29 protein-coding genes are annotated in these 18,457 nt (G+C 67.7%); all 29 read left to right on the forward strand.

Features of this window, described 5'->3' with window-relative positions; translation table 11 throughout:
* The first annotated feature begins 21 nt into the window (after positions 1-21).
* Positions 22-687: a 50S ribosomal protein L3 gene (gene rplC, locus H483_RS35725; RefSeq protein WP_017838191.1), complete on the forward strand. Its 666-nt coding sequence runs from the start codon at positions 22-24 to the stop codon at positions 685-687.
* Positions 684-1,382: a 50S ribosomal protein L4 gene (gene rplD / locus H483_RS35730; protein ID WP_017838192.1), complete on the forward strand. Its 699-nt coding sequence runs from the start codon at positions 684-686 to the stop codon at positions 1,380-1,382. Before rplC ends, rplD begins: the two co-directional genes overlap by 4 nt.
* Positions 1,379-1,681 (forward strand): 50S ribosomal protein L23, encoded by a 303-nt coding sequence (rplW, locus tag H483_RS35735; protein WP_017838193.1) that lies wholly within the window; start codon positions 1,379-1,381, stop codon positions 1,679-1,681. Before rplD ends, rplW begins: the two co-directional genes overlap by 4 nt.
* Positions 1,682-1,712: 31 nt before the next feature.
* Positions 1,713-2,549 (forward strand): 50S ribosomal protein L2, encoded by an 837-nt coding sequence (gene rplB / locus H483_RS35740; RefSeq protein ID WP_017838194.1) that lies wholly within the window; start codon positions 1,713-1,715, stop codon positions 2,547-2,549.
* A 14-nt stretch (positions 2,550-2,563) separates the two neighbouring features.
* A complete protein-coding gene (rpsS, locus tag H483_RS35745) occupies positions 2,564-2,845 on the forward strand; it encodes a 30S ribosomal protein S19 (protein ID WP_017838195.1) in 282 nt (93 codons plus the stop codon).
* The gene (gene rplV, locus H483_RS35750) at positions 2,842-3,282 is read left to right on the forward strand and encodes a 50S ribosomal protein L22 (RefSeq protein WP_017838196.1); all 441 of its coding nucleotides are present in this window, start codon (positions 2,842-2,844) and stop codon (positions 3,280-3,282) included. The genes rpsS and rplV overlap by 4 nt, the downstream gene beginning before the upstream one ends.
* Positions 3,283-4,116, forward strand: coding sequence for a 30S ribosomal protein S3 (gene rpsC, locus H483_RS35755; protein ID WP_017838197.1), 834 nt, complete (start codon positions 3,283-3,285; stop codon positions 4,114-4,116).
* A 3-nt stretch (positions 4,117-4,119) separates the two neighbouring features.
* The gene (gene rplP, locus H483_RS35760) at positions 4,120-4,536 is read left to right on the forward strand and encodes a 50S ribosomal protein L16 (RefSeq protein WP_017838198.1); all 417 of its coding nucleotides are present in this window, start codon (positions 4,120-4,122) and stop codon (positions 4,534-4,536) included.
* Positions 4,536-4,766, forward strand: coding sequence for a 50S ribosomal protein L29 (gene rpmC, locus H483_RS35765; protein ID WP_017838199.1), 231 nt, complete (start codon positions 4,536-4,538; stop codon positions 4,764-4,766). Before rplP ends, rpmC begins: the two co-directional genes overlap by 1 nt.
* Positions 4,767-4,783: 17 nt before the next feature.
* Positions 4,784-5,059 (forward strand): 30S ribosomal protein S17, encoded by a 276-nt coding sequence (gene rpsQ / locus H483_RS35770; RefSeq protein WP_017838200.1) that lies wholly within the window; start codon positions 4,784-4,786, stop codon positions 5,057-5,059.
* A 196-nt stretch (positions 5,060-5,255) separates the two neighbouring features.
* Entirely contained in the window at positions 5,256-6,692 is a 1,437-nt protein-coding gene (locus tag H483_RS35775) for an alpha/beta hydrolase family protein (protein ID WP_017838201.1), read from the forward strand.
* 146 nt (positions 6,693-6,838) lie between these two features.
* Positions 6,839-7,207, forward strand: coding sequence for a 50S ribosomal protein L14 (gene rplN, locus H483_RS35780; protein WP_017838202.1), 369 nt, complete (start codon positions 6,839-6,841; stop codon positions 7,205-7,207).
* 1 nt (position 7,208) lies between these two features.
* Positions 7,209-7,523 carry a 50S ribosomal protein L24 gene (gene rplX / locus H483_RS35785; protein ID WP_017838203.1) on the forward strand — a complete coding sequence of 105 codons (315 nt, stop codon included), beginning with the start codon at positions 7,209-7,211 and terminating at the stop codon, positions 7,521-7,523.
* A gap of 2 nt (positions 7,524-7,525) precedes the next feature.
* Entirely contained in the window at positions 7,526-8,098 is a 573-nt protein-coding gene (gene rplE / locus H483_RS35790; protein ID WP_031265201.1) for a 50S ribosomal protein L5, read from the forward strand.
* Between the two features lie 272 nt (positions 8,099-8,370).
* A complete protein-coding gene (gene rpsH / locus H483_RS35795; RefSeq protein WP_017838205.1) occupies positions 8,371-8,769 on the forward strand; it encodes a 30S ribosomal protein S8 in 399 nt (132 codons plus the stop codon).
* A 10-nt stretch (positions 8,770-8,779) separates the two neighbouring features.
* Positions 8,780-9,316, forward strand: coding sequence for a 50S ribosomal protein L6 (gene rplF / locus H483_RS35800; protein ID WP_017838206.1), 537 nt, complete (start codon positions 8,780-8,782; stop codon positions 9,314-9,316).
* Between the two features lie 2 nt (positions 9,317-9,318).
* On the forward strand, positions 9,319-9,714 hold the full coding sequence (gene rplR, locus H483_RS35805; protein WP_031265203.1) for a 50S ribosomal protein L18: 396 nt from the start codon (positions 9,319-9,321) through the stop codon (positions 9,712-9,714).
* A gap of 43 nt (positions 9,715-9,757) precedes the next feature.
* Positions 9,758-10,426, forward strand: coding sequence for a 30S ribosomal protein S5 (gene rpsE / locus H483_RS35810; RefSeq protein ID WP_017838208.1), 669 nt, complete (start codon positions 9,758-9,760; stop codon positions 10,424-10,426).
* Positions 10,427-10,429: 3 nt separating this feature from the next.
* The gene (rpmD, locus tag H483_RS35815; protein WP_017838209.1) at positions 10,430-10,612 is read left to right on the forward strand and encodes a 50S ribosomal protein L30; all 183 of its coding nucleotides are present in this window, start codon (positions 10,430-10,432) and stop codon (positions 10,610-10,612) included.
* A gap of 2 nt (positions 10,613-10,614) precedes the next feature.
* Complete coding sequence (gene rplO / locus H483_RS35820) at positions 10,615-11,064, forward strand: 50S ribosomal protein L15 (RefSeq protein WP_017838210.1); 450 nt, start codon at positions 10,615-10,617, stop codon at positions 11,062-11,064.
* 205 nt (positions 11,065-11,269) lie between these two features.
* Complete coding sequence (gene secY, locus H483_RS35825; protein ID WP_017838211.1) at positions 11,270-12,592, forward strand: preprotein translocase subunit SecY; 1,323 nt, start codon at positions 11,270-11,272, stop codon at positions 12,590-12,592.
* Positions 12,593-12,641: 49 nt separating this feature from the next.
* Positions 12,642-13,187 carry an adenylate kinase gene (locus H483_RS35830; RefSeq protein WP_017838212.1) on the forward strand — a complete coding sequence of 182 codons (546 nt, stop codon included), beginning with the start codon at positions 12,642-12,644 and terminating at the stop codon, positions 13,185-13,187.
* 6 nt (positions 13,188-13,193) lie between these two features.
* Positions 13,194-13,997, forward strand: a complete 804-nt coding sequence (map, locus tag H483_RS35835) for a type I methionyl aminopeptidase (protein ID WP_017838213.1) — start codon at positions 13,194-13,196, stop codon at positions 13,995-13,997.
* Between the two features lie 102 nt (positions 13,998-14,099).
* Positions 14,100-15,377, forward strand: a complete 1,278-nt coding sequence (locus H483_RS35840) for a lipase family protein (RefSeq protein ID WP_141244212.1) — start codon at positions 14,100-14,102, stop codon at positions 15,375-15,377.
* Positions 15,378-15,490: 113 nt separating this feature from the next.
* Positions 15,491-15,712, forward strand: coding sequence for a translation initiation factor IF-1 (gene infA / locus H483_RS35845; protein WP_010541191.1), 222 nt, complete (start codon positions 15,491-15,493; stop codon positions 15,710-15,712).
* 168 nt (positions 15,713-15,880) lie between these two features.
* A complete protein-coding gene (gene rpsM / locus H483_RS35850) occupies positions 15,881-16,249 on the forward strand; it encodes a 30S ribosomal protein S13 (RefSeq protein ID WP_017838215.1) in 369 nt (122 codons plus the stop codon).
* Positions 16,249-16,656 carry a 30S ribosomal protein S11 gene (rpsK, locus tag H483_RS35855; protein WP_017838216.1) on the forward strand — a complete coding sequence of 136 codons (408 nt, stop codon included), beginning with the start codon at positions 16,249-16,251 and terminating at the stop codon, positions 16,654-16,656. Before rpsM ends, rpsK begins: the two co-directional genes overlap by 1 nt.
* A 22-nt stretch (positions 16,657-16,678) precedes the next feature.
* A complete protein-coding gene (gene rpsD, locus H483_RS35860) occupies positions 16,679-17,284 on the forward strand; it encodes a 30S ribosomal protein S4 (RefSeq protein ID WP_017838217.1) in 606 nt (201 codons plus the stop codon).
* A 106-nt stretch (positions 17,285-17,390) separates the two neighbouring features.
* Positions 17,391-18,425 carry a DNA-directed RNA polymerase subunit alpha gene (locus tag H483_RS35865; protein ID WP_017838218.1) on the forward strand — a complete coding sequence of 345 codons (1,035 nt, stop codon included), beginning with the start codon at positions 17,391-17,393 and terminating at the stop codon, positions 18,423-18,425.
* Positions 18,426-18,457 lie beyond the last annotated feature (32 nt).

Consider the following 18,457-nt stretch of genomic DNA (forward strand, 5'->3'; position numbering starts at 1 on the left):
TGCAGCGGAGACAGTGAACAGATGAGTACAACCGAGATCAAGGGAATCCTGGGCGCGAAGCTCGGCATGACCCAGGTCTTCGACGAGAACAACCGGGTCGTCCCGGTTACCGTCATCAAGGCCGGGCCGTGTGTCGTCACCGGGATCCGTACAGAGCAGACCGACGGCTACAACGCCGTCCAGATCGCCTTCGGCGCGATCGACCCCCGTAAGGTCACCAAGCCCGTGTCGGGCCAGTTCGCCAAGGCGGGTGTGACCCCGCGTCGCCACGTCGCGGAGATCCGACTCGACAACGCGGAGCAGGCGGCCGGCTTCGAGCTGGGCCAGGAGCTCGGCGCGGACGTGTTCGCCGACGGTGCCTTCGTCGACGTCACCGGCACCTCCAAGGGCAAGGGCTTCGCCGGGACGATGAAGCGTCACGGCTTCGCCGGCCAGGGTGCCTCGCACGGTACCCAGGCCGTGCACCGTCGGCCCGGTTCCATCGGCGGCGCGTCGACCCCGGGCCGGGTGTTCCGGGGCAAGAAGATGGCCGGACGCATGGGCAACGAGCGCGTGACCACCATGAACCTCAAGGTCCACAAGGTCGATGCCGAGGCCGGCGTCCTCCTGATCAAGGGCGCCATCCCGGGTCGCAACGGCGGCCTCGTGATGGTCCGATCCGCAGTGAAGGGCGGTGCGCGCGCATGACCACGACGGAGAACACCGTGAATCTCAAGCTGGACGTCCGTACCCCGGCCGGTTCGGCCGACGGGTCGGTCGAGCTCCCCGCCGCGATCTTCGGCGTCGAGCCCAACCTGTCCCTGATGCACCAGGTCGTCGTGGCGCAGCTCGCCGCGGCGCGGCAGGGCACCCACTCGACCAAGACGCGCGGCGAGGTCCGTGGCGGTGGGCGCAAGCCGTTCCGCCAGAAGGGCACCGGCCGCGCACGCCAGGGCTCGACCCGCGCCCCGGCCTACACCGGCGGTGGCACGGTCCACGGCCCCAAGCCGCGTGACTACTCGCAGCGCACGCCCAAGAAGATGAAGGCCGCCGCCCTCCGCGGTGCCCTGTCGGACCGGGCCGCGAACGAGCGGATCCACGTGGTCACCGAGGTCGTCGAGGGCCAGACCCCGTCGACGGCGGGCGTGCGGGACTTCCTCGCGAGCCTGTCGGACCGCAAGAAGTTCCTGCTCGTGGTGGGCCGCGAGGACATCGCGGCGTGGCGTTCGGTGGGCAACCTGGACAACGTCCATCCCATCGCCCCGGATCAGCTGAACACCTACGACGTGCTGCATGCAGACGACGTCGTGTTCACGGTCGAGGCTCTGGACGCGTTCGTCTCGCAGGCCAGCAAGCGTGCCGCAGGCACGGAGAACACCGCCGCGAAGGAGGCCGACAAGTGAGCACCGTCGCCGATCCCCGGGACGTGATCATCGCCCCGGTCGTCTCCGAGAAGGCCTACGGCCTGCTCGAGCAGGGCGTGTACACGTTCCTGGTCGCCCCGGACGCCAACAAGACGCAGATCAAGATCGCCCTCCAGGAGATCTTCGGCGTCGCCGTTGAGTCCGTCAACACCGCCAACCGTCAGGGCAAGCGCAAGCGCACCCGCACCGGGTTCGGACAGCGCAAGAGCACCAAGCGCGCCATCGTGACCCTCGCGGCCGACAGCAAGCCCATCGAGATCCCGGGTCTGACCGCCTGACGGCGGGAAGAGTTAAGGACGAGAGAACCTCATGGCTATCCGCAAGTACAAGCCCACGACGCCCGGCCGTCGCGGCTCGAGCGTCTCGGACTTCGCCGAGATCACGCGCTCGACGCCCGAGAAGTCGCTGCTTCGCCCCCTACACAAGACCGGTGGCCGTAACGGTCACGGTCGCATCACCACCCGCCACAAGGGCGGTGGACACAAGCGCCAATACCGCCTCATCGACTTCCGTCGCAACGACAAGGACGGCGTCGACGCCACCGTCGCACACATCGAGTACGACCCCAACCGCACCGCTAACATCGCCCTCCTGCACTACGCGGACGGCGAGAAGCGGTACATCCTCGCCCCGCGCAACCTCAAGCAGGGAATGAAGGTCGAGTCGGGTGTCGGTTCCGACATCAAGGTCGGCAACAACCTGCCGCTGCGCAACATCCCCGCCGGTACCGTCGTGCACGCCGTGGAGCTCCGCCCCGGCGGCGGCGCCAAGATGGCCCGCGCCGCGGGTGCCGGGATCCAGCTGCTCGGCAAGGAGGGCGCGTACGCCTCCCTCCGTATGCCGTCCGGTGAGATCCGCCGGGTCGACGTCCGCTGTCGCGCGACGATCGGCGAGGTGGGCAACGCCGAGCAGGGGAACATCAACTGGGGTAAGGCCGGCCGCATGCGGTGGAAGGGCGTCCGCCCGACCGTCCGCGGTGTCGTCATGAACCCCGTCGACCACCCGCACGGTGGTGGCGAGGGCAAGACTTCCGGTGGTCGTCACCCCGTCAGCCCGTGGGGCCAGCCCGAGGGCCGGACCCGCAAGCCCAACAAGGCGAGCGACAAGATGATTGTCCGCCGCCGTCGCACCGGTAAGAAGCGCTAAGGAGGGAAACTAGGATGCCTCGTAGTCTCAAGAAGGGTCCGTTCGTCGACGAACACCTCCTCGCGAAGGTGGACGCGCAGAACGACAAGGGTACCCATCAGGTCATCAAGACCTGGTCGCGTCGCTCGACGATCCTGCCCGATTTCATCGGCCACACGTTCGCCGTCCATGATGGCCGCAAGCATGTGCCCGTGTTCGTGTCCGATTCCATGGTGGGTCACAAGCTCGGCGAGTTCGCGCCGACGCGCACGTTCAAGGGGCACATCAAGGACGATCGGAAGAGTAAGCGTCGATGAGCACTGATACCAGCAAGACCGCCGAAGGCACGGCGCAGGACGAGCAGCAGCTCACCGCCCGGGCCACCGCCAAGTTCGTCCGCGTCACGCCCATGAAGGCGCGTCGCGTGATCGACCTGATCCGGGGCAAGGACGCCTCCGACGCGCTGGACATCCTGCGGTTCGCCCCGCAGTCCGCCAGCGAGCCGGTCGGCAAGGTCCTCGCGTCCGCCATGGCGAACGCCGAGAACAACCTCGACCTGGATCCCCGGACCCTCGTCGTGTCGGCCGCGTTCGCCGACGAGGGCCCGACCCTGAAGCGGTTCCGTCCGCGTGCCCAGGGTCGTGCGTTCCGCGTGCGCAAGCGCACGAGCCACATCACCGTCGAGGTGACCAGCGTGCCCGAGAAGGCCGGTTCCGCCGGTCGGGGTCGTCGTAACCAGGGAGGTGCCCGCTAAATGGGACAGAAGATCCAGCCGCACGGCTTCCGTCTCGGCATCACCTCGGACTGGACGTCCAAGTGGTACGCCGACAAGCAGTACGCGGACTACGTCGCCGAGGACATCAAGATCCGTCAGCTCCTGTCCAAGGGCATGGAGCGGGCCGGCATTTCGGGCGTGGACATCTCCCGCACCCGTGACCGGGTCAACGTGGACATCCACACCGCCCGCCCGGGCATCGTGATCGGTCGCCGGGGTGCCGAGGCCGACCGCCTCCGTGGCGAGCTCGAGAAGCTCACCGCGAAGCAGGTCCACCTCAACATCCTCGAGATCAAGAACACCGAGGCCGACGCCCAGCTCGTGGCGCAGGGGATCGCGGAGCAGCTGTCCAACCGCGTGGCGTTCCGTCGCGCGATGCGCAAGGGCATCCAGTCCGCCATGCGTCAGCCGCAGGTCAAGGGCATCAAGGTGGTCTGTTCGGGCCGTCTCGGCGGTGCCGAGATGTCGCGCTCGGAGCGCTACCACGAGGGTCGCGTCCCGCTCCACACCCTGCGTGCCGAGATCGACTACGGCACCTACGAGGCCAAGACCACCTTCGGTCGCATCGGCGTCAAGGTGTGGATCTACAAGGGTGACGTCGTCGGTGGACGTCGCGAGTCCGACCAGTACGCCCAGTCCAGCAACCGCGGCGGAGCCGACCGGGGACCCCGCCGCGAGCGTGGCGCGGGCCGGCCGCGTCGTTCCGGCGCCCAGGGGACCACGGCCACCAGCACCGAGACCGGCCGCGCCGGTTCCGGTTCGGCTGCCGAGGCACCCGCCCAGGCTCCGCAGAATCAGACCAGGGAGGCGTGAGAAGTGCTCATCCCCAAGCGCGTCAAGCACCGCAAGCAGCACCACCCCGGCCGCAGTGGCGGGGCCAAGGGCGGCACCAAGGTGACGTTCGGTGAGTACGGCATCCAGGCCCTCGAGCCCGCGTACGTCACCAACCGTCAGATCGAGTCCGCGCGTATCGCGATCAACCGCCACATCAAGCGTGGCGGCAAGGTGTGGATCAACATCTACCCCGATCGTCCGCTGACCAAGAAGCCCGCCGAGGTCCGCATGGGTTCCGGTAAGGGATCCGTCGAGTGGTGGGTGGCCAACGTCAAGCCGGGTCGCATCCTGTTCGAGATGTCGTACCCGAACGAGGAGACCGCACGCGAGGCACTGCGCCGCGCGCAGCACAAGCTCCCGTGCAAGACCCGTATCGTGACCCGGGAGGAGCAGTTCTGATGGCTAGTGGAACCACCGCCCCCGAGTTGCGCGAACTCGACGCCGATGCGCTCACCGCGCGTCTCCGTGAAGCCAAGGAGGAGCTGTTCAACCTGCGCTTCCAGATGGCCACGGGTCAGCTGACCAACAACCGTCGCCTGCGGGTCGTCCGTCACGACATCGCACGCATCTACACCGTCATCCGCGAGCGCGAGCTCGGGCTGTCGGCGGCGCCGGGTGATGCCAAGTGAGTGACAAGGAAGCAGCCGTGACTGAGGCCAGCGAGAACATCGAGCGCAACAGCCGCAAGGTGCGGATCGGGTACGTCGTGTCCGACAAGATGGAGAAGACCATCGTCGTCGAGCTCGAGGACCGCGTGAAGCATGCGCTGTACGGCAAGATCATGCGCCGTACCGAGCGAGTGAAGGCACACGACGAGACCAACGACGCCGGAGTCGGCGACCGCGTGCGGATCATGGAGACCCGCCCGCTGTCCGCCACCAAGCGGTACCGCCTCGTCGAGGTCCTGGAGCGCGCCAAGTAGGATCCGCTCCACCGACATCCGCCGGCCCGGCCCCGAGAGATCGGGGCCGGGCCGGCGGCGTATGGAGATGTAACACTATCCTCGTCCCGATACGACAAGTGAGTATTGTGTCATCGGCCACCGAGCCGGAGTTCACCCTGCGGCCCGGGACGTGAAGATCCCGCGGGCCGCGTCGCGCATGAGGACGGGATCGGAAATGACGAGTAGGCCGGACGACAAGCGGCACGGCATCGAGGGGTACGACGTCGAGGGGACCGGGCGAGCGATACGTCGACGTCCCTCCGCGGTTCTCAGGGGGGCCGCCGTGGTCGCGGTGGCTCTGATGACCGCGTCCGGAGCAGGGGCCGGGACGGCCGGGGCGCAGAGCCTGGATCCCGGATCCCTTGTTCCGAGCGTCGCGCCGGGCAGCCTGTTCGGAGTCCCCTCGCTGAGCGTCGCGGCCCTCACCCAGCTCGGCGCGCCGATCCCGCTGACCTCCGTTCTCGGATCGGTCGCGGCGGCCGGGTCCAGCAACTTCCCCAGGCCGGGCAGCTCCCATCCCTCGGGCCCCGTCCCCACCCGGGACGGCTCCATCACCCAGTCGACGGTCCGGTCGGTCGCGCCGCTGTTCCCGGGATCGATCAATCCCGTAGACCGTCGCGCGGAGGTCTGGACGGTCACGTCGGCGTCGATGCAGCGCACCGTCCGGGTCGAGGTGTACCGTGCGCCGGACGGCGTGGACGCGCCGAACGTGTACTTCCTCGACGGCGTGGGGAGCGAATCGCCGTCGGGCTGGAGCACCGGCATGGGCTGGGGTGACCCGGCACTCCGCGACCGCGCGGTCAACGTGATCGCCCCGACGGGGGCGCCGGCCTCGATGTGGTCCGACTGGCAGGCCGACGACCCGGTCCTGGGGCCGAACCAGTGGGAGACCTTCCTCATCGACGAGTTGCCCCCGCTGCTGGAAGCCGGTCTCCCCGGCACGGCCGCACCCCTGGCGCACAACGGCAGCTGGGGCGTGATGGGGTTGTCGATGGGTGCCTCCGCCGCCGTCCATCTGGCCAACACGAATCCCGGGATGTTCGACGCCGTCGCCGGGATCAGCGGGGCCTACTCGACGATGGACGAGCTCGGGTACCAGTACGCACGGTTGACCGTGGCCGCGCGGAACGGTGACGCCACCAACATGTGGGGCCCGCGGGGCTCCCAGACGTGGCGTGACCACGACACGGTGTCCGACCCCTCCGGGCTCGCGGGCAAGACCGTGTACCTCAGCGCCGCCACGGGCCGGGTGGGCTCGGCCGAGCTGGGGCATTTCGGCAGCAACGAGATGATCCTGGTGGACGGCCACATTCTGGAGAAGGGCTCCTACGAGAGCACCAGGAGGCTCGAGTCCGAGCTCGCGGGTGTCCCGGGGGTCGATCTACGGATGAACTACATGCCGACCGGGATCCACAACTGGCCGGTGTTCGTCACCCAGATGCTGCCGGGGATGGATCACATCCTCTCCGGCCTGTCCCCGGCGGTCCCGACCATGCGCGCGGCGGCCGGGGGAGTGGACCCGGGTTCACTGGGCTCGTCGGGGTCCGCGGGGTCGCAGGCCTCGGCAGGATCCTCGGGTTCGGTCGGCTCCTCGGGTTCGGCGGGGAACTGACGGTGATTTGGGGCTCGGCCGCCGCGAGCCCTACACTGGAACAGTTGCCCGTGGTGGCCGAGTCGAGAGATCCGGTCGGGGCGACATGACCGCGTGTGTCGGGTCGGAATCCGGCACACATCTGAACAAGCCTGGTCAGGAGAACCATGATCCAGCAGGAGTCGCGACTCAAGATCGCCGACAACACGGGTGCCAAGGAGATTCTCTGCATCCGCGTTCTCGGTGGATCCAAGCGTCGCTATGCAGGCGTGGGCGACATCATCGTCGCCACCGTCAAGGACGCCATCCCCGGTGGCAACGTCAAGAAGGGTGAGGTCGTCAAGGCCGTCATCGTGCGCACCGCCAAGGAGCGCCGTCGCCCGGACGGGTCGTACATCAAGTTCGACGAGAACGCCGCCGTCATCATCAAGAACGACAACGACCCGCGTGGGACCCGCATCTTCGGGCCCGTCGGTCGTGAACTGCGCGACAAGAGGTTCATGCGCATCGTCTCGCTGGCTCCGGAGGTGCTCTGACATGAAGGTCCACAAGGGCGACACGGTCCTCGTCATCGCCGGCAAGGACAAGGGCGCCAAGGGCAAGGTCATCCAGGCCTACCCGGCGCAGGAGAAGGTCCTCGTCGAGGGCGTGAACCGCATCAAGAAGCACACCGCCAACTCGGCTGCCGAGCGTGGTGCCTCCTCCGGTGGCATCGTCACGCAGGAGGCCCCGATCCACGTGTCCAACGTGATGGTCGTGGACGCCGACGGCACCCCGTCGCGCGTCGGAATCCGCACCGACGAGAACGGTAAGCGCGTCCGGGTCTCGCGCAAGACCGGGAAGGACCTGTGACCATGACCGACACCGCACTTCCCACCGCGTACACCCCGCGCCTCAAGGCCCGGTACAGCTCCGAGATCAAGCCGGCGCTCAACGAGACGTTCGAGTACGCGAACGTCATGCAGATCCCCGGCGTCGTCAAGGTCGTCGTCAACATGGGTGTCGGCGACGCCGCCCGGGACGCCAAGCTGATCAACGGCGCCATCAACGACCTCACGCTCATCACCGGTCAGAAGCCGCAGGTCCGTCGGGCCCGCAAGTCCATCGCGCAGTTCAAGCTCCGCGAGGGCATGCCGATCGGCGCCCGCGTGACGCTTCGCGGTGACCGCATGTGGGAGTTCCTCGATCGCCTGACGACGATCGCCCTCCCGCGTATCCGCGACTTCCGCGGCCTGTCGGGCAAGCAGTTCGACGGTCACGGGAACTACACCTTCGGCCTCAACGAGCAGACCATGTTCTACGAGATCGACGTGGACAAGGTCGACCGCCCCCGGGGCATGGACATCACGGTGGTCACCACCGCGACGAACGACGAAGAGGGTCGGGCGCTGCTCAAGCACCTCGGCTTCCCCTTCAAGGAGGACTGACCCCCTCCTCGCGCCGGACCGGCCGTCCGCGTCGGGGCACCGCATCCGCGGGTCCCCGGCGACGGGCAGACGGCCCAGCCGTCGGGTCGTGGCTGACGAGAAGAGCGTCACACACGGCGGGTTCCGTTCCGGATCGGCGACGATCGGCGGCACCCACACAACCGAACATTCGAACTCTTCGTGATAGGCCCACGACGGACGCGGCCGGCCCACAGGCCGTCGACGGACCGTGCTGCATGGGAACCGTGACGAGAAAGGAACATGGTAGATCCATGTCGATGACCGACCCCATCGCGGACATGCTGACGCGTGTGCGTAACGCCAACTCGGCGTTCCACGACACCGTCTCCATGCCGCATTCCAAGCTCAAGGGCAACATCGCGGCGATCCTCAAGCAAGAGGGTTACATCAGCGACTACTCCGTCGAGGACGCCGAGGTGGGCAAGAAGCTCACCATCGACCTCAAGTACGGCCCGTCGCGCCAGCGCAGCCTCCAGGGCATCAAGCGAGTCTCCAAGCCGGGTCTTCGCGTGTACGCCAAGTCCACCGGCCTGCCCAAGGTCCTCGGCGGCCTCGGTATCGCGATCATCTCGACCTCCCAGGGTCTGCTCACGGACCGTCAGGCGAACAACAAGAAGGTGGGCGGGGAAGTCCTCGCCTACGTCTGGTAAGGGGCGAGATATGTCACGTATCGGCAAGGCTCCGATCACCATTCCGTCCGGAGTCGACATCAAGGTCGACGGCCAGACGGTCACCGTCAAGGGCCCCAAGGGTGAGCTCACCCAGGACCTGCCCGCACCGATCACGGTGTCGGTCGAGGAGGGCACCCTCACGGTGAACCGTCCCGACGACCACCGCGACAACCGCTCCCTGCACGGTCTCTCCCGCTCCCTGGTCAACAACATGGTCGTGGGTGTCACCGAGGGTTACGTGCAGAAGATGGAGATCTTCGGCGTGGGTTACCGCGTCGTGGCCAAGGGCCAGGACCTCGAGTTCGCCCTCGGCTACTCGCACCCCGTGCCGATCGCGGCACCCGACGGCATCACCTTCGCCGTCGAGGGGGCCACGAAGTTCTCGATCTCCGGGATCGACAAGCAGCAGGTGGGCCAGATCGCCGCCAACATCAAGCGTCTGCGGAAGCACGACCCGTACAAGGGCAAGGGCATCCGTTACGAGGGCGAGCAGGTCCGTCGCAAGGTCGGAAAGACGGGTAAGTGACCATGAGCAACACGAAGAAGCGTTCCCCGCTGGGTACCGATGTCTCGACGGCACGTCGCGTCGGTCGCGCCCGGCGCCATTTCCGCCTCCGCAAGAAGGTCGCCGGCACCCCCGAGCGTCCGCGGCTGGTCGTCAACCGGTCCTCGCGCCACATCCACGCCCAGATCATCGACGACTCGGCGGGCCACACGCTGGCCGCGGCGTCGACGATCGAGGCCGATGTGCGCACCCTCGAGGGCGACAAGAAGGACCGCAGCGCCAAGGTCGGCCAGCTCCTGGCCGAGCGCGCCAAGGCCGCCGGCATCGACGCCGTCGTGTTCGACCGTGGTGGCAACAAGTACCACGGCCGGATCGCGTCGCTGGCCGAGGCCGCCCGCGAGGGTGGGCTGGAGTTCTGATGACCAACACCACTGCACTGACCTTTAACGGAAGGACCGTCTGATGCCGGGACGTCAGCGTCGTGACGGCGGCACCGGGCCCGCCGCGGACAACAAGACCATCACCACCAACGACAACGCCCAGGGCGGCCGCAGCGGCGGCGGCGGGGGCCGTGGCCGTGGCGGGAACGATCGTCGCGGTGGCCGCGACGACGAGAAGTCACAGTTCATCGAGCGCGTCGTCACCATCAACCGCGTGTCCAAGGTCGTCAAGGGCGGTCGGCGGTTCAGCTTCACCGCCCTCGTGATCCTGGGCGACGGCAACGGCATGGTCGGCGTCGGCTACGGCAAGGCCAAGGAGGTGCCGGCGGCGATCCAGAAGGGGTCGGAGGAGGCACGGAAGAACTTCTTCCGCGTCCCGCTCATCGGCTCCACCATCCCGCACCCGATCCAGGGTGAGGCCGCCGCGGGCGTCGTCATGCTCCGTCCGGCCTCGCCGGGTACCGGTGTGATCGCGGGTGGCGCGGCGCGCGCCGTCCTCGAGTGCGCCGGCGTGCACGACATCCTGTGCAAGTCGCTGGGGTCGGACAACGCCATCAACGTCGTGCACGCGACGGTGGCCGCCCTCAAGGGTCTGCACCGCCCCGAGGAGGTCGCGGCCCGCCGCGGCCTGCCCATCGAGGACGTCGCTCCCGCGGGCATGCTCCGCGCACGTGCCGGACAGGGGGCGTAGATCATGGCTAACCTCAAGATCACCCAGGTCCGCGGCACGGTCGGGACCAAGCAGAACCAGAAGGACTCCCTGCGGACGTTGGGACTCAAGGGCATCCGGAAGACGGTCGTCCGTGAGGACAACGCCCAGACACGGGGTCTCATCAACGTCGTGAACCACCTCGTCGTGGTCGAAGAGACGGAGTGAGAATGACCATCAAGTTGCACCACCTGCGCCCGGCACCCGGCGCCCACACCGACAAGACCCGCGTGGGTCGTGGTGAGGGCGGTAAGGGCGGCAAGACCGCCGGCCGCGGTACCAAGGGCACCAAGGCACGCAAGAACGTCCCCGCGGCGTTCGAGGGTGGCCAGATGCCGATCCACATGCGTCTCCCGAAGCTCAAGGGCTTCAAGAACCGCAACAAGGTCGTCTTCCAGGTCGTCAACGTGTCCGACATCCAGCGGTTGTTCCCCTCCGGTGGACAGGTCGGCGTGGCCGAGCTCGTCGCCGCGGGTGCCGTCCGCAAGAACCAGCCGGTCAAGGTCCTGGGCGACGGGGACATCTCCGTGGCCGTGACCGTGGCCGCCGACAAGGTGTCCGCGTCGGCGAAGTCCAAGATCGAGGCCGCCGGCGGAAGCGTGTCGGAGGCCGGGGCCTGAGTCCCGGACGGTTCCCGCGAGGGGACCGGTTGACGGGTGCAGGGGTCGGGTCCGAGAGTCTCGGATCCGGCCCCTGCGCTCATCTTGATACAGTTTTTCTTGTTGTGCGTTCGGGGCCCGGCTCACTGCCGCCGGTCTGACCTCCCTGACGCATCGGCATTCGACGAAGGCGGCGGCTACGGGCCGTCCATGACCAGGAGGACATGTGCTCTCCGCACTCGCGTCCGCGATCAAGGACCGGGACCTGAGGAAGAAGATCCTCTTCACCCTCGGGATCATCATCCTCTACCGCATCGGCGCGCAGATCCCGTCGCCCGGTGTCGACTACCCCAAGCTCCGGGGCCTGCTCGACACCGCCCTGACCGGAGACAACGCGCAGTTGTACTCCCTGGTCAACCTGTTCTCCGGCGGGGCGCTCCTGCAGCTGTCCGTGTTCGCGATCGGCATCATGCCGTACATCACGGCGAGCATCATCGTGCAGCTGCTCACCGTGGTGATCCCCTACTTCGAGCAGCTCAAGAAGGAGGGGCAGTCCGGCCAGGCCAAGATGACGCAGTACACGCGGTATCTCACCATCGCGCTCGCTCTTCTGCAGTCCGCGGGCATCGTGGCGCTCGCCGACCGGGGTCAGCTGCTGGGCAACGGGGAGTCCGTCCTCATGGACAACGACATCCTGACGCTCGTCACCATCGTCATCGTGATGACCGCCGGCGCCGCCCTCGTCATGTGGTTCGGTGAGCTCATCACCGACCGCGGGGTCGGCAACGGCATGTCGCTGCTGATCTTCGCCGGCATCGCCTCGAGGATCCCCGCCGAGGGCGTCAACATCTACCAGAACTCCTCGACGTTGAAGTTCGCGGCGGTCATGTTCGCCGTCGTCCTGATCGTGGTCGCGGTCGTCTTCGTCGAACAGGGCCAGCGTCGTATCCCGGTCCAGTACGCCAAGCGCATGGTGGGCCGTCGTCAGTACGGCGGGACCTCCACCTACCTGCCGCTCAAGGTCAACCAGGCCGGCGTCATCCCGGTGATCTTCGCGTCCTCGATGATGTACGTGCCGATCCTCATCACCCAGCTGATCCAGGGTCCCGAGCCGGCCGCGGACGGTTTCTGGCAGCGCTACGTCATGCAGTACCTGCAGAACCCCTCCAGCTGGGGTTACATCCTGCTGTACTTCGCGCTGATCATCTTCTTCGCGTACTTCTACGTGGCCATCCAGTTCGATCCGATGGAGCAGGCCGAGAACATGAAGAAGTACGGCGGGTTCATCCCGGGCATCCGCCCGGGGCGCCCGACGGCCGAGTACCTCGGCTACGTACTCAACCGGATCCTGCTGTTCGGGTCGCTGTATCTCGGGTTGATCGCCGTGTTGCCCAACATCTTCCTCGACATGGGTAGCGGGGGTGGTGACATGCAGAACATGCCGTTCGGTGGCACCGCTGTGCTCATCATGGTGTCCGTGGGTCTCGACACCGTGAAGCAGATCGAGGCGCAGCTCATGCAGCGCAACTACGAGGGCTTCCTCAAGTAGGCGTTCGCGACCCCGAGCAATTCACACTGTAGAAAGGCTGGTCCTCACCATGCGTCTCGTCCTCCTCGGCCCTCCCGGTGCCGGCAAGGGAACCCAGGCGGCCCTGCTCTCCGAGAAGCTCGGCGTGCCGCACATCTCCACGGGTGATCTCTTCCGGGCCAACATCTCGCAGGGGACGGACCTCGGCGTGGAGGCCAAGTCCTACATCGATGCCGGGAACCTCGTTCCCGCGGACGTCACCAACCGGATGGTCGAGGCCCGCATCGCCGAGCCCGACGCCACGGAGGGCTTCCTGCTCGACGGGTACCCCCGCAGCGTGGAGCAGGCGGACGCGCTCAAGGAGATGCTCGCCGTGGCGGGCCAAGAGCTCGACGCCGTGATCGAGTTCAAGGTCGACGAGGACACCGTGGTCGCGCGGATGCTGGCCCGAGGCCGGGAGGACGACACCGAGGACGTGATCCGCACCCGCATGTCGGTGTACCGCTCCGAGACCGCGCCCCTCCTCGAGTACTACGGCTCGGAGGTCACCACCGTCGACGCGGTGGGCGAGGTGGACGAGATCAACGCGCGCGCCCTGGCCGCGCTGGATCGCTGATCCGACGTGTTCGGCCGGTCGCGCACCAGCGTCGTCACCGCGCGTACCCCCGGTGAGCTGGACGCGATGGAGGCGGCCGGCCGGATCGTCGGTCGCGCGCTCGTGGCGGCCCGCGACGCCGCGGTACCCGGCGCGACCACAGCGGATCTCGACGAGCTCGTCGACCAGCTGATCCGGGACGCCGGTGCGGTGCCCTCGTTCAAGGGGTACGAGGGTTTCCCCGGCTCGATCTGTTCCTCGGTCAACGAGGTGGTCGTGCACGGAATCCCGGGATCGGCCACCGTGCTCCGTGAGGGCGACCTGGTCTCGGTCGACTGCGGCGCGATCCTGGACGGGTGGCACGGGGATTCCGCCTGGACCTTCGGCGTCGGCGAGCTGGACCCCGATGTCGCCCTTCTCAACCAGGCGACCCGCGAGGTCCTCGAGGAGGGCATCCTGGCGATGTCGCCGGGAAACCGGCTGACCGACGTCTCCCACGCCCTCGAGGTCGCCACCCGCCGCGCGGAACAGCGTCACGGCGTCTCCCTCGGCATCGTCGACGGGTTCGGTGGGCACGGGATCGGGCGTGAGATGCACGAGTGGCCCTTCCTCGCCAACGAGGGCAAGCCGGGCAAGGGGCCGAAGCTGCAGGAGGGGTCGGTTCTGGCCGTCGAGCCGATGTTGGTTCTCGGTGGGGAGACCGACACCCGGACCCTGGCGGACGACTGGACCGTCGTCACGGTCGACGGCTCGCCGTCGTCGCACTGGGAGCACACGGTCGCGGTCACCGCCGACGGCCCCCGCGTGCTCACCCCACGCCCCCGCGACTGAATCCGGCGCGGACCGGGCGGCGCCCGGGGGAGCCGTGCCGGTATCTTCTTGGCTCGGGTTAAGGTGTTCGCACTGTCGACCACCGGCCCGAAAGGTCAGGGCATGCCCGTTCACCCACACGTGCGCCGAACCACCACCTCGTCGCGTGCGGCGATCGCTGCCGCCCTCGCGGCGCTCGTGATCCTGGCCCAGCTCACGGGACCATCCCCCTCGGCGGGGGCACAGTCGGTCATGGAGGGCGGAACGGGATCCCTCATGGAGGACCCGCAGCCGGCGCCGTTCTACCACGCCGATCCCGCGGTGCTCGCCGGAGCGGCTCTCGGTCAGGTGATCAACACCCGCGTCGTGAGCATGCCGGCGTTCGCCGGGTACGAGGTGACGGAGATCGCGTACCGGTCGACCGACACGCGCGATCGTCCGATCCTCGCGACGGCGACGGTGGTCCGTCCGCCCCACGCCCGCCCGAACGGGCCGGTCCTGAGCTACCAGCACTACCTGAACGCCCTCGGCCAGCGGTGCGCCCCCACGGAGACCCTGGTCAACCCGACCCTGGAGACCGCGCAGGACAACGCGATGGCGTTCCTCCGCGTCCGGCTGGATCAGGGGTGGACGGTGATCATCCCCGATCATCTCGGCCCCAAGGTGGCCTACCCCGGCGGTCAGCTGTCCGCACGGATCGTGCTGGACGGGATGCGGGCGGTGCGTGACGACCCCCGCTTCGACGCCCGGGACAGCCGGTTCGGCGCGCTGGGGTACTCCGGTGGCGGCATCGCCAGCGCCTGGGTCTCGGTCATGCACGACGACTACGCGCCGGACGTCAATCTCGTGGGGGTCGCGCAGGGCGGGATCCCGACGGACATGACGACGATGGCCCGGATGATCGGCAACGGGCCGCACCCGGCCTTCGGCCTGGCGTTCGCGGCCGCCGTGGGGATGGCCCGGGAGTATCCGGAGGACATCCGACTGGAGGACAGGCTCACCCCCGAGGGCTGGGCGCTGTTCGAGCAGATGAAGGGCCGGTGCACGGCCTCTCTGCTGTTCTTCGGCGCGTTCCGCTCCGTGCCGCTGGTCCTGCAGGGGGGAGACCTGGTCGCCGAGGAGGGTCTGATGCGCGCGTTCGCCGAGAACAGCGTGCGACTGTCGCCGGACGTGCCCCGCGTGCCGGTGTTCATGTGGCATTCCCGGACCGACCCGCTGGTCCCCTTCTGGGACGCGGAGGACACCGCTGCGCGCTACTGCCGTGAGGGGACCCCGCTGACCTGGGAGCCGGGTCTGGCGCCCGAGCATCTCCTCGGCGCGGTGGAGAAGCTGCCGGCGGCGATGAACTGGCTGCAGGAACGGTTCGACGGCGTCCCGGCGGGACGCGCCTGCTACGGATGACCTCCGATTGGCACTGCACCGCGCACTGACGTAGGCTTATACGTCGGTGTGCCCACCAGTGCACCAGAATCCGGTAGATGACATCCGGGGAATCGTGGAGGACCGTTACCAGCATGGCAAAGAAAGACGGAGCCATCGAGGTCGAGGGCCGGGTTGTCGAGCCGTTGCCGAACGCAATGTTCCGCGTCGAGCTCGAGAACGGACACAAGGTCCTGGCGCACATCAGTGGGAAGATGCGGCAGCACTACATCCGCATCCTGCCCGAGGACCGCGTGGTCGTCGAGCTGTCGCCGTACGACCTCACCCGCGGTCGGATCGTCTACCGCTACAAGTAAATCGCTCAACTCCCCGTACCAGCCGCCTCCCGCATCGTCGGTGAGGCGGGTACCACACCCCTGGATGCGGAGGCCAGGGCCCCGGACGGATGCTCATCGTGAGATGACCATGCGCCAGCGGGGACGGTCGGGGAGCAGACCTACCGCACGACGAAAGAGAAACGCCACATGGCACGTCTTGCCGGCGTCGATCTCCCACGCGACAAGCGTATGGAGATCGCGCTCACCTACATTTTCGGCATCGGTCGCACGCGGGCCGTCGAGATCCTCGAGCGGACCGGCATCAGCCCGGATCTGCGGACCAAGGACCTCACCGACGAGCAGCTGACCGTCCTTCGAGACGACATCGAAGGCAACTACAAGGTCGAGGGTGACCTCCGCCGTGAGATCCAGGGCGACATCCGCCGGAAGATCGAGATCGGCAGCTACCAGGGCATCCGCCACCGCCGGGGTCTGCCCGTCCGCGGACAGCGCACCAAGACCAACGCCCGGTCCCGTAAGGGTCCGAAGAAGACCGTCGCCGGAAAGAAGAAGTAATGCCCCCCAAGTCACGCGCTGCGGGCCCCAAGAAGACGGGCCGTCGCAGGGAGAAGAAGAACGTCGCTCACGGCCAGGCCCACATTAAGAGCACGTTCAACAACACGATCGTCTCGATCACCGATCCGTCCGGTGCCGTTCTGGCCTGGGCGTCCTCGGGCCACGTCGGCTTCAAGGGCTCGCGCAAGTCGACGCCCTTCGCCGCCCAGCTCGCCGCCGAGAACGCGGCCCGCAAGGCGCAGGAGCACGGCATGAAGAAGGTCGACGTCTTTGTCAAGGGCCCGGGTTCGGGCCGGGAGACCGCCATCCGTTCACTCCAGGCCGCCGGCCTCGAGGTGGGCACGATCTCCGATGTCACCCCCCAGCCCCACAACGGCTGTCGTCCGCCCAAGCGGCGTCGAGTCTGAGCCGGAAGGAACGTAGAGAACCATGGCACGTTACACCGGCCCCGTCACCCGTAAGTCCCGCCGTCTGGGCGTGGACCTCGTCGGTGGGGACACCGCATTCGAACGTCGGCCCTTCCCGCCCGGCCATCACGGCCGCGCGCGGATCAAGGAGTCCGAGTACCGCACACAGCTGCAGGAGAAGCAGAAGGCCCGCTTCACCTACGGCGTGATGGAGAAGCAGTTCCGTCGCTACTACGCCGAGGCTCACCGCCGCGGCGGCAAGACCGGCGAGAACCTCCTCCAGCTCCTGGAGTCGCGTCTGGACAACGTCGTGTACCGCGCGGGTCTCGCGCAGACGCGTCGTCAGGCACGTCAGCTCGTGAACCACGGCCACTTCCGGGTCAACGACCAGAAGGTGACCGTCCCGAGCTACCGGGTCTCGCAGTACGACATCATCGACGTCCGGCCCAAGTCCACCAAGATGGACTGGTTCGAGATCGCCCAGGAGAGCCTCGGCGAGCGTCCCGTCCCGGCGTGGCTGCAGGTCGTCCCCACGACGCTCCGCATCCTCGTGCACCAGCTTCCCGAGCGCGCGCAGATCGACGTGCCGCTGCAGGAGCAGTTGATCGTCGAGTTCTACTCGAAGTGATCCGTCCTCCCTCGTCGCCGGGAGGGCCGCACACCGCGGCCCTCCCGGCGACGGTGGGTTACTACGGCGTCAAATAGCGGACGCCGAGAATCGAAAGAGGTAGCACATGCTCATCTCCCAGCGGCCCACCCTCACCGAGGAGGTCGTCTCCGAGAACCGCTCGCGGTTCGTGCTCGAGCCCCTCGAGCCCGGTTTCGGCTACACCATCGGGAACTCGCTGCGTCGCACGCTGCTGTCGTCCATCCCGGGCGCGGCCGTGACCAGCATCCGCATCGAGGGTGTCCTGCACGAGTTCACCACCGTGCCGGGCGTCAAGGAGGATGTCACCGACATCATCCTGAACCTCAAGGGACTGGTCGTCTCGTCCGTCGAGGACGAGCCGGTCACCATGTACCTCAAGAAGCAGGGCCCGGGCGCCGTCACCGCCGGCGACATCGTCCCGCCCGCGGGCGTCGAGGTGCACAACCCGGACCTGCACATCGCCACCCTCAACGAGAAGGGGCGCCTGGAGATCGAGCTGGTCGTCGAGCGCGGTCGCGGATACGTCCCCGCCGGGCTCAACAAGGACGCGGGACACGAGATCGGCCGCATCCCGGTCGACTCGATCTACTCGCCCGTGCTCAAGGTGACCTACAAGGTCGAGGCCACCCGTGTGCACCAGCGCACGGACTTCGACCGCCTGGTCCTCGACGTCGAGACCAAGAACTCGATCACCGCGCGTGACGCACTGGCGTCCGCCGGCAAGACCCTGGTCGAGCTCTTCGGCCTGGCGCGGGAGCTCAACGACGAGGCCGAGGGCATCGAGATCGGGCCCAGCCCGGCCGAGGCCGATCACATCGCCGCCTACGGCATGCCGATCGACGACCTGGACCTGTCCGTCCGGTCCTACAACTGCCTCAAGCGCGAGGGAGTCCACACCGTGGGCGAGCTCGTGGCGCGCAGCGAGTCCGACCTGCTCGACATCCGCAACTTCGGTCAGAAGTCGATCGACGAGGTCAAGGTCAAGCTCGTGGAGCTCGGCCTGTCGCTCAAGGATGCGCCCCCCGGGTTCGATCCCGCCTCGGTCGCCGGTTACGACGCCGAGACCGGCACGTGGACCGACGAGGGTGGCGAGGATTACGCCGAGACCGAGCAGCTCTGACGAGCTCTCAGCACACCATTCCTAGGAGAATC

This window comes from Dietzia sp. UCD-THP, assembly GCF_000349585.1.
Taxonomy (GTDB): domain Bacteria; phylum Actinomycetota; class Actinomycetes; order Mycobacteriales; family Mycobacteriaceae; genus Dietzia; species Dietzia natronolimnaea_A.

What these genes read in the sequence shown, in the direction of transcription:
- rplC (WP_017838191.1), top strand. Translation starts at nt 22, where the DNA reads ATGAGTACAACCGAGATCAAGGGAATCCTGGGCGCGAAGCTCGGCATG.
- rplD (WP_017838192.1), top strand. Translation starts at nt 684, where the DNA reads ATGACCACGACGGAGAACACCGTGAATCTCAAGCTGGACGTCCGTACC.
- rplB (WP_017838194.1), top strand. Translation starts at nt 1,713, where the DNA reads ATGGCTATCCGCAAGTACAAGCCCACGACGCCCGGCCGTCGCGGCTCG.
- rpsS (WP_017838195.1), top strand. Translation starts at nt 2,564, where the DNA reads ATGCCTCGTAGTCTCAAGAAGGGTCCGTTCGTCGACGAACACCTCCTC.
- rplV (WP_017838196.1), top strand. Translation starts at nt 2,842, where the DNA reads ATGAGCACTGATACCAGCAAGACCGCCGAAGGCACGGCGCAGGACGAG.
- rpsC (WP_017838197.1), top strand. Translation starts at nt 3,283, where the DNA reads ATGGGACAGAAGATCCAGCCGCACGGCTTCCGTCTCGGCATCACCTCG.
- rpmC (WP_017838199.1), top strand. Translation starts at nt 4,536, where the DNA reads ATGGCTAGTGGAACCACCGCCCCCGAGTTGCGCGAACTCGACGCCGAT.
- H483_RS35775 (WP_017838201.1), top strand. Translation starts at nt 5,256, where the DNA reads ATGACGAGTAGGCCGGACGACAAGCGGCACGGCATCGAGGGGTACGAC.
- rplN (WP_017838202.1), top strand. Translation starts at nt 6,839, where the DNA reads ATGATCCAGCAGGAGTCGCGACTCAAGATCGCCGACAACACGGGTGCC.
- rplX (WP_017838203.1), top strand. Translation starts at nt 7,209, where the DNA reads ATGAAGGTCCACAAGGGCGACACGGTCCTCGTCATCGCCGGCAAGGAC.
- rplE (WP_031265201.1), top strand. Translation starts at nt 7,526, where the DNA reads ATGACCGACACCGCACTTCCCACCGCGTACACCCCGCGCCTCAAGGCC.
- rpsH (WP_017838205.1), top strand. Translation starts at nt 8,371, where the DNA reads ATGTCGATGACCGACCCCATCGCGGACATGCTGACGCGTGTGCGTAAC.
- rplF (WP_017838206.1), top strand. Translation starts at nt 8,780, where the DNA reads ATGTCACGTATCGGCAAGGCTCCGATCACCATTCCGTCCGGAGTCGAC.
- rplR (WP_031265203.1), top strand. Translation starts at nt 9,319, where the DNA reads ATGAGCAACACGAAGAAGCGTTCCCCGCTGGGTACCGATGTCTCGACG.
- rpsE (WP_017838208.1), top strand. Translation starts at nt 9,758, where the DNA reads ATGCCGGGACGTCAGCGTCGTGACGGCGGCACCGGGCCCGCCGCGGAC.
- rpmD (WP_017838209.1), top strand. Translation starts at nt 10,430, where the DNA reads ATGGCTAACCTCAAGATCACCCAGGTCCGCGGCACGGTCGGGACCAAG.
- rplO (WP_017838210.1), top strand. Translation starts at nt 10,615, where the DNA reads ATGACCATCAAGTTGCACCACCTGCGCCCGGCACCCGGCGCCCACACC.
- H483_RS35830 (WP_017838212.1), top strand. Translation starts at nt 12,642, where the DNA reads ATGCGTCTCGTCCTCCTCGGCCCTCCCGGTGCCGGCAAGGGAACCCAG.
- H483_RS35840 (WP_141244212.1), top strand. Translation starts at nt 14,100, where the DNA reads ATGCCCGTTCACCCACACGTGCGCCGAACCACCACCTCGTCGCGTGCG.
- infA (WP_010541191.1), top strand. Translation starts at nt 15,491, where the DNA reads ATGGCAAAGAAAGACGGAGCCATCGAGGTCGAGGGCCGGGTTGTCGAG.
- rpsM (WP_017838215.1), top strand. Translation starts at nt 15,881, where the DNA reads ATGGCACGTCTTGCCGGCGTCGATCTCCCACGCGACAAGCGTATGGAG.
- rpsK (WP_017838216.1), top strand. Translation starts at nt 16,249, where the DNA reads ATGCCCCCCAAGTCACGCGCTGCGGGCCCCAAGAAGACGGGCCGTCGC.
- rpsD (WP_017838217.1), top strand. Translation starts at nt 16,679, where the DNA reads ATGGCACGTTACACCGGCCCCGTCACCCGTAAGTCCCGCCGTCTGGGC.
- H483_RS35865 (WP_017838218.1), top strand. Translation starts at nt 17,391, where the DNA reads ATGCTCATCTCCCAGCGGCCCACCCTCACCGAGGAGGTCGTCTCCGAG.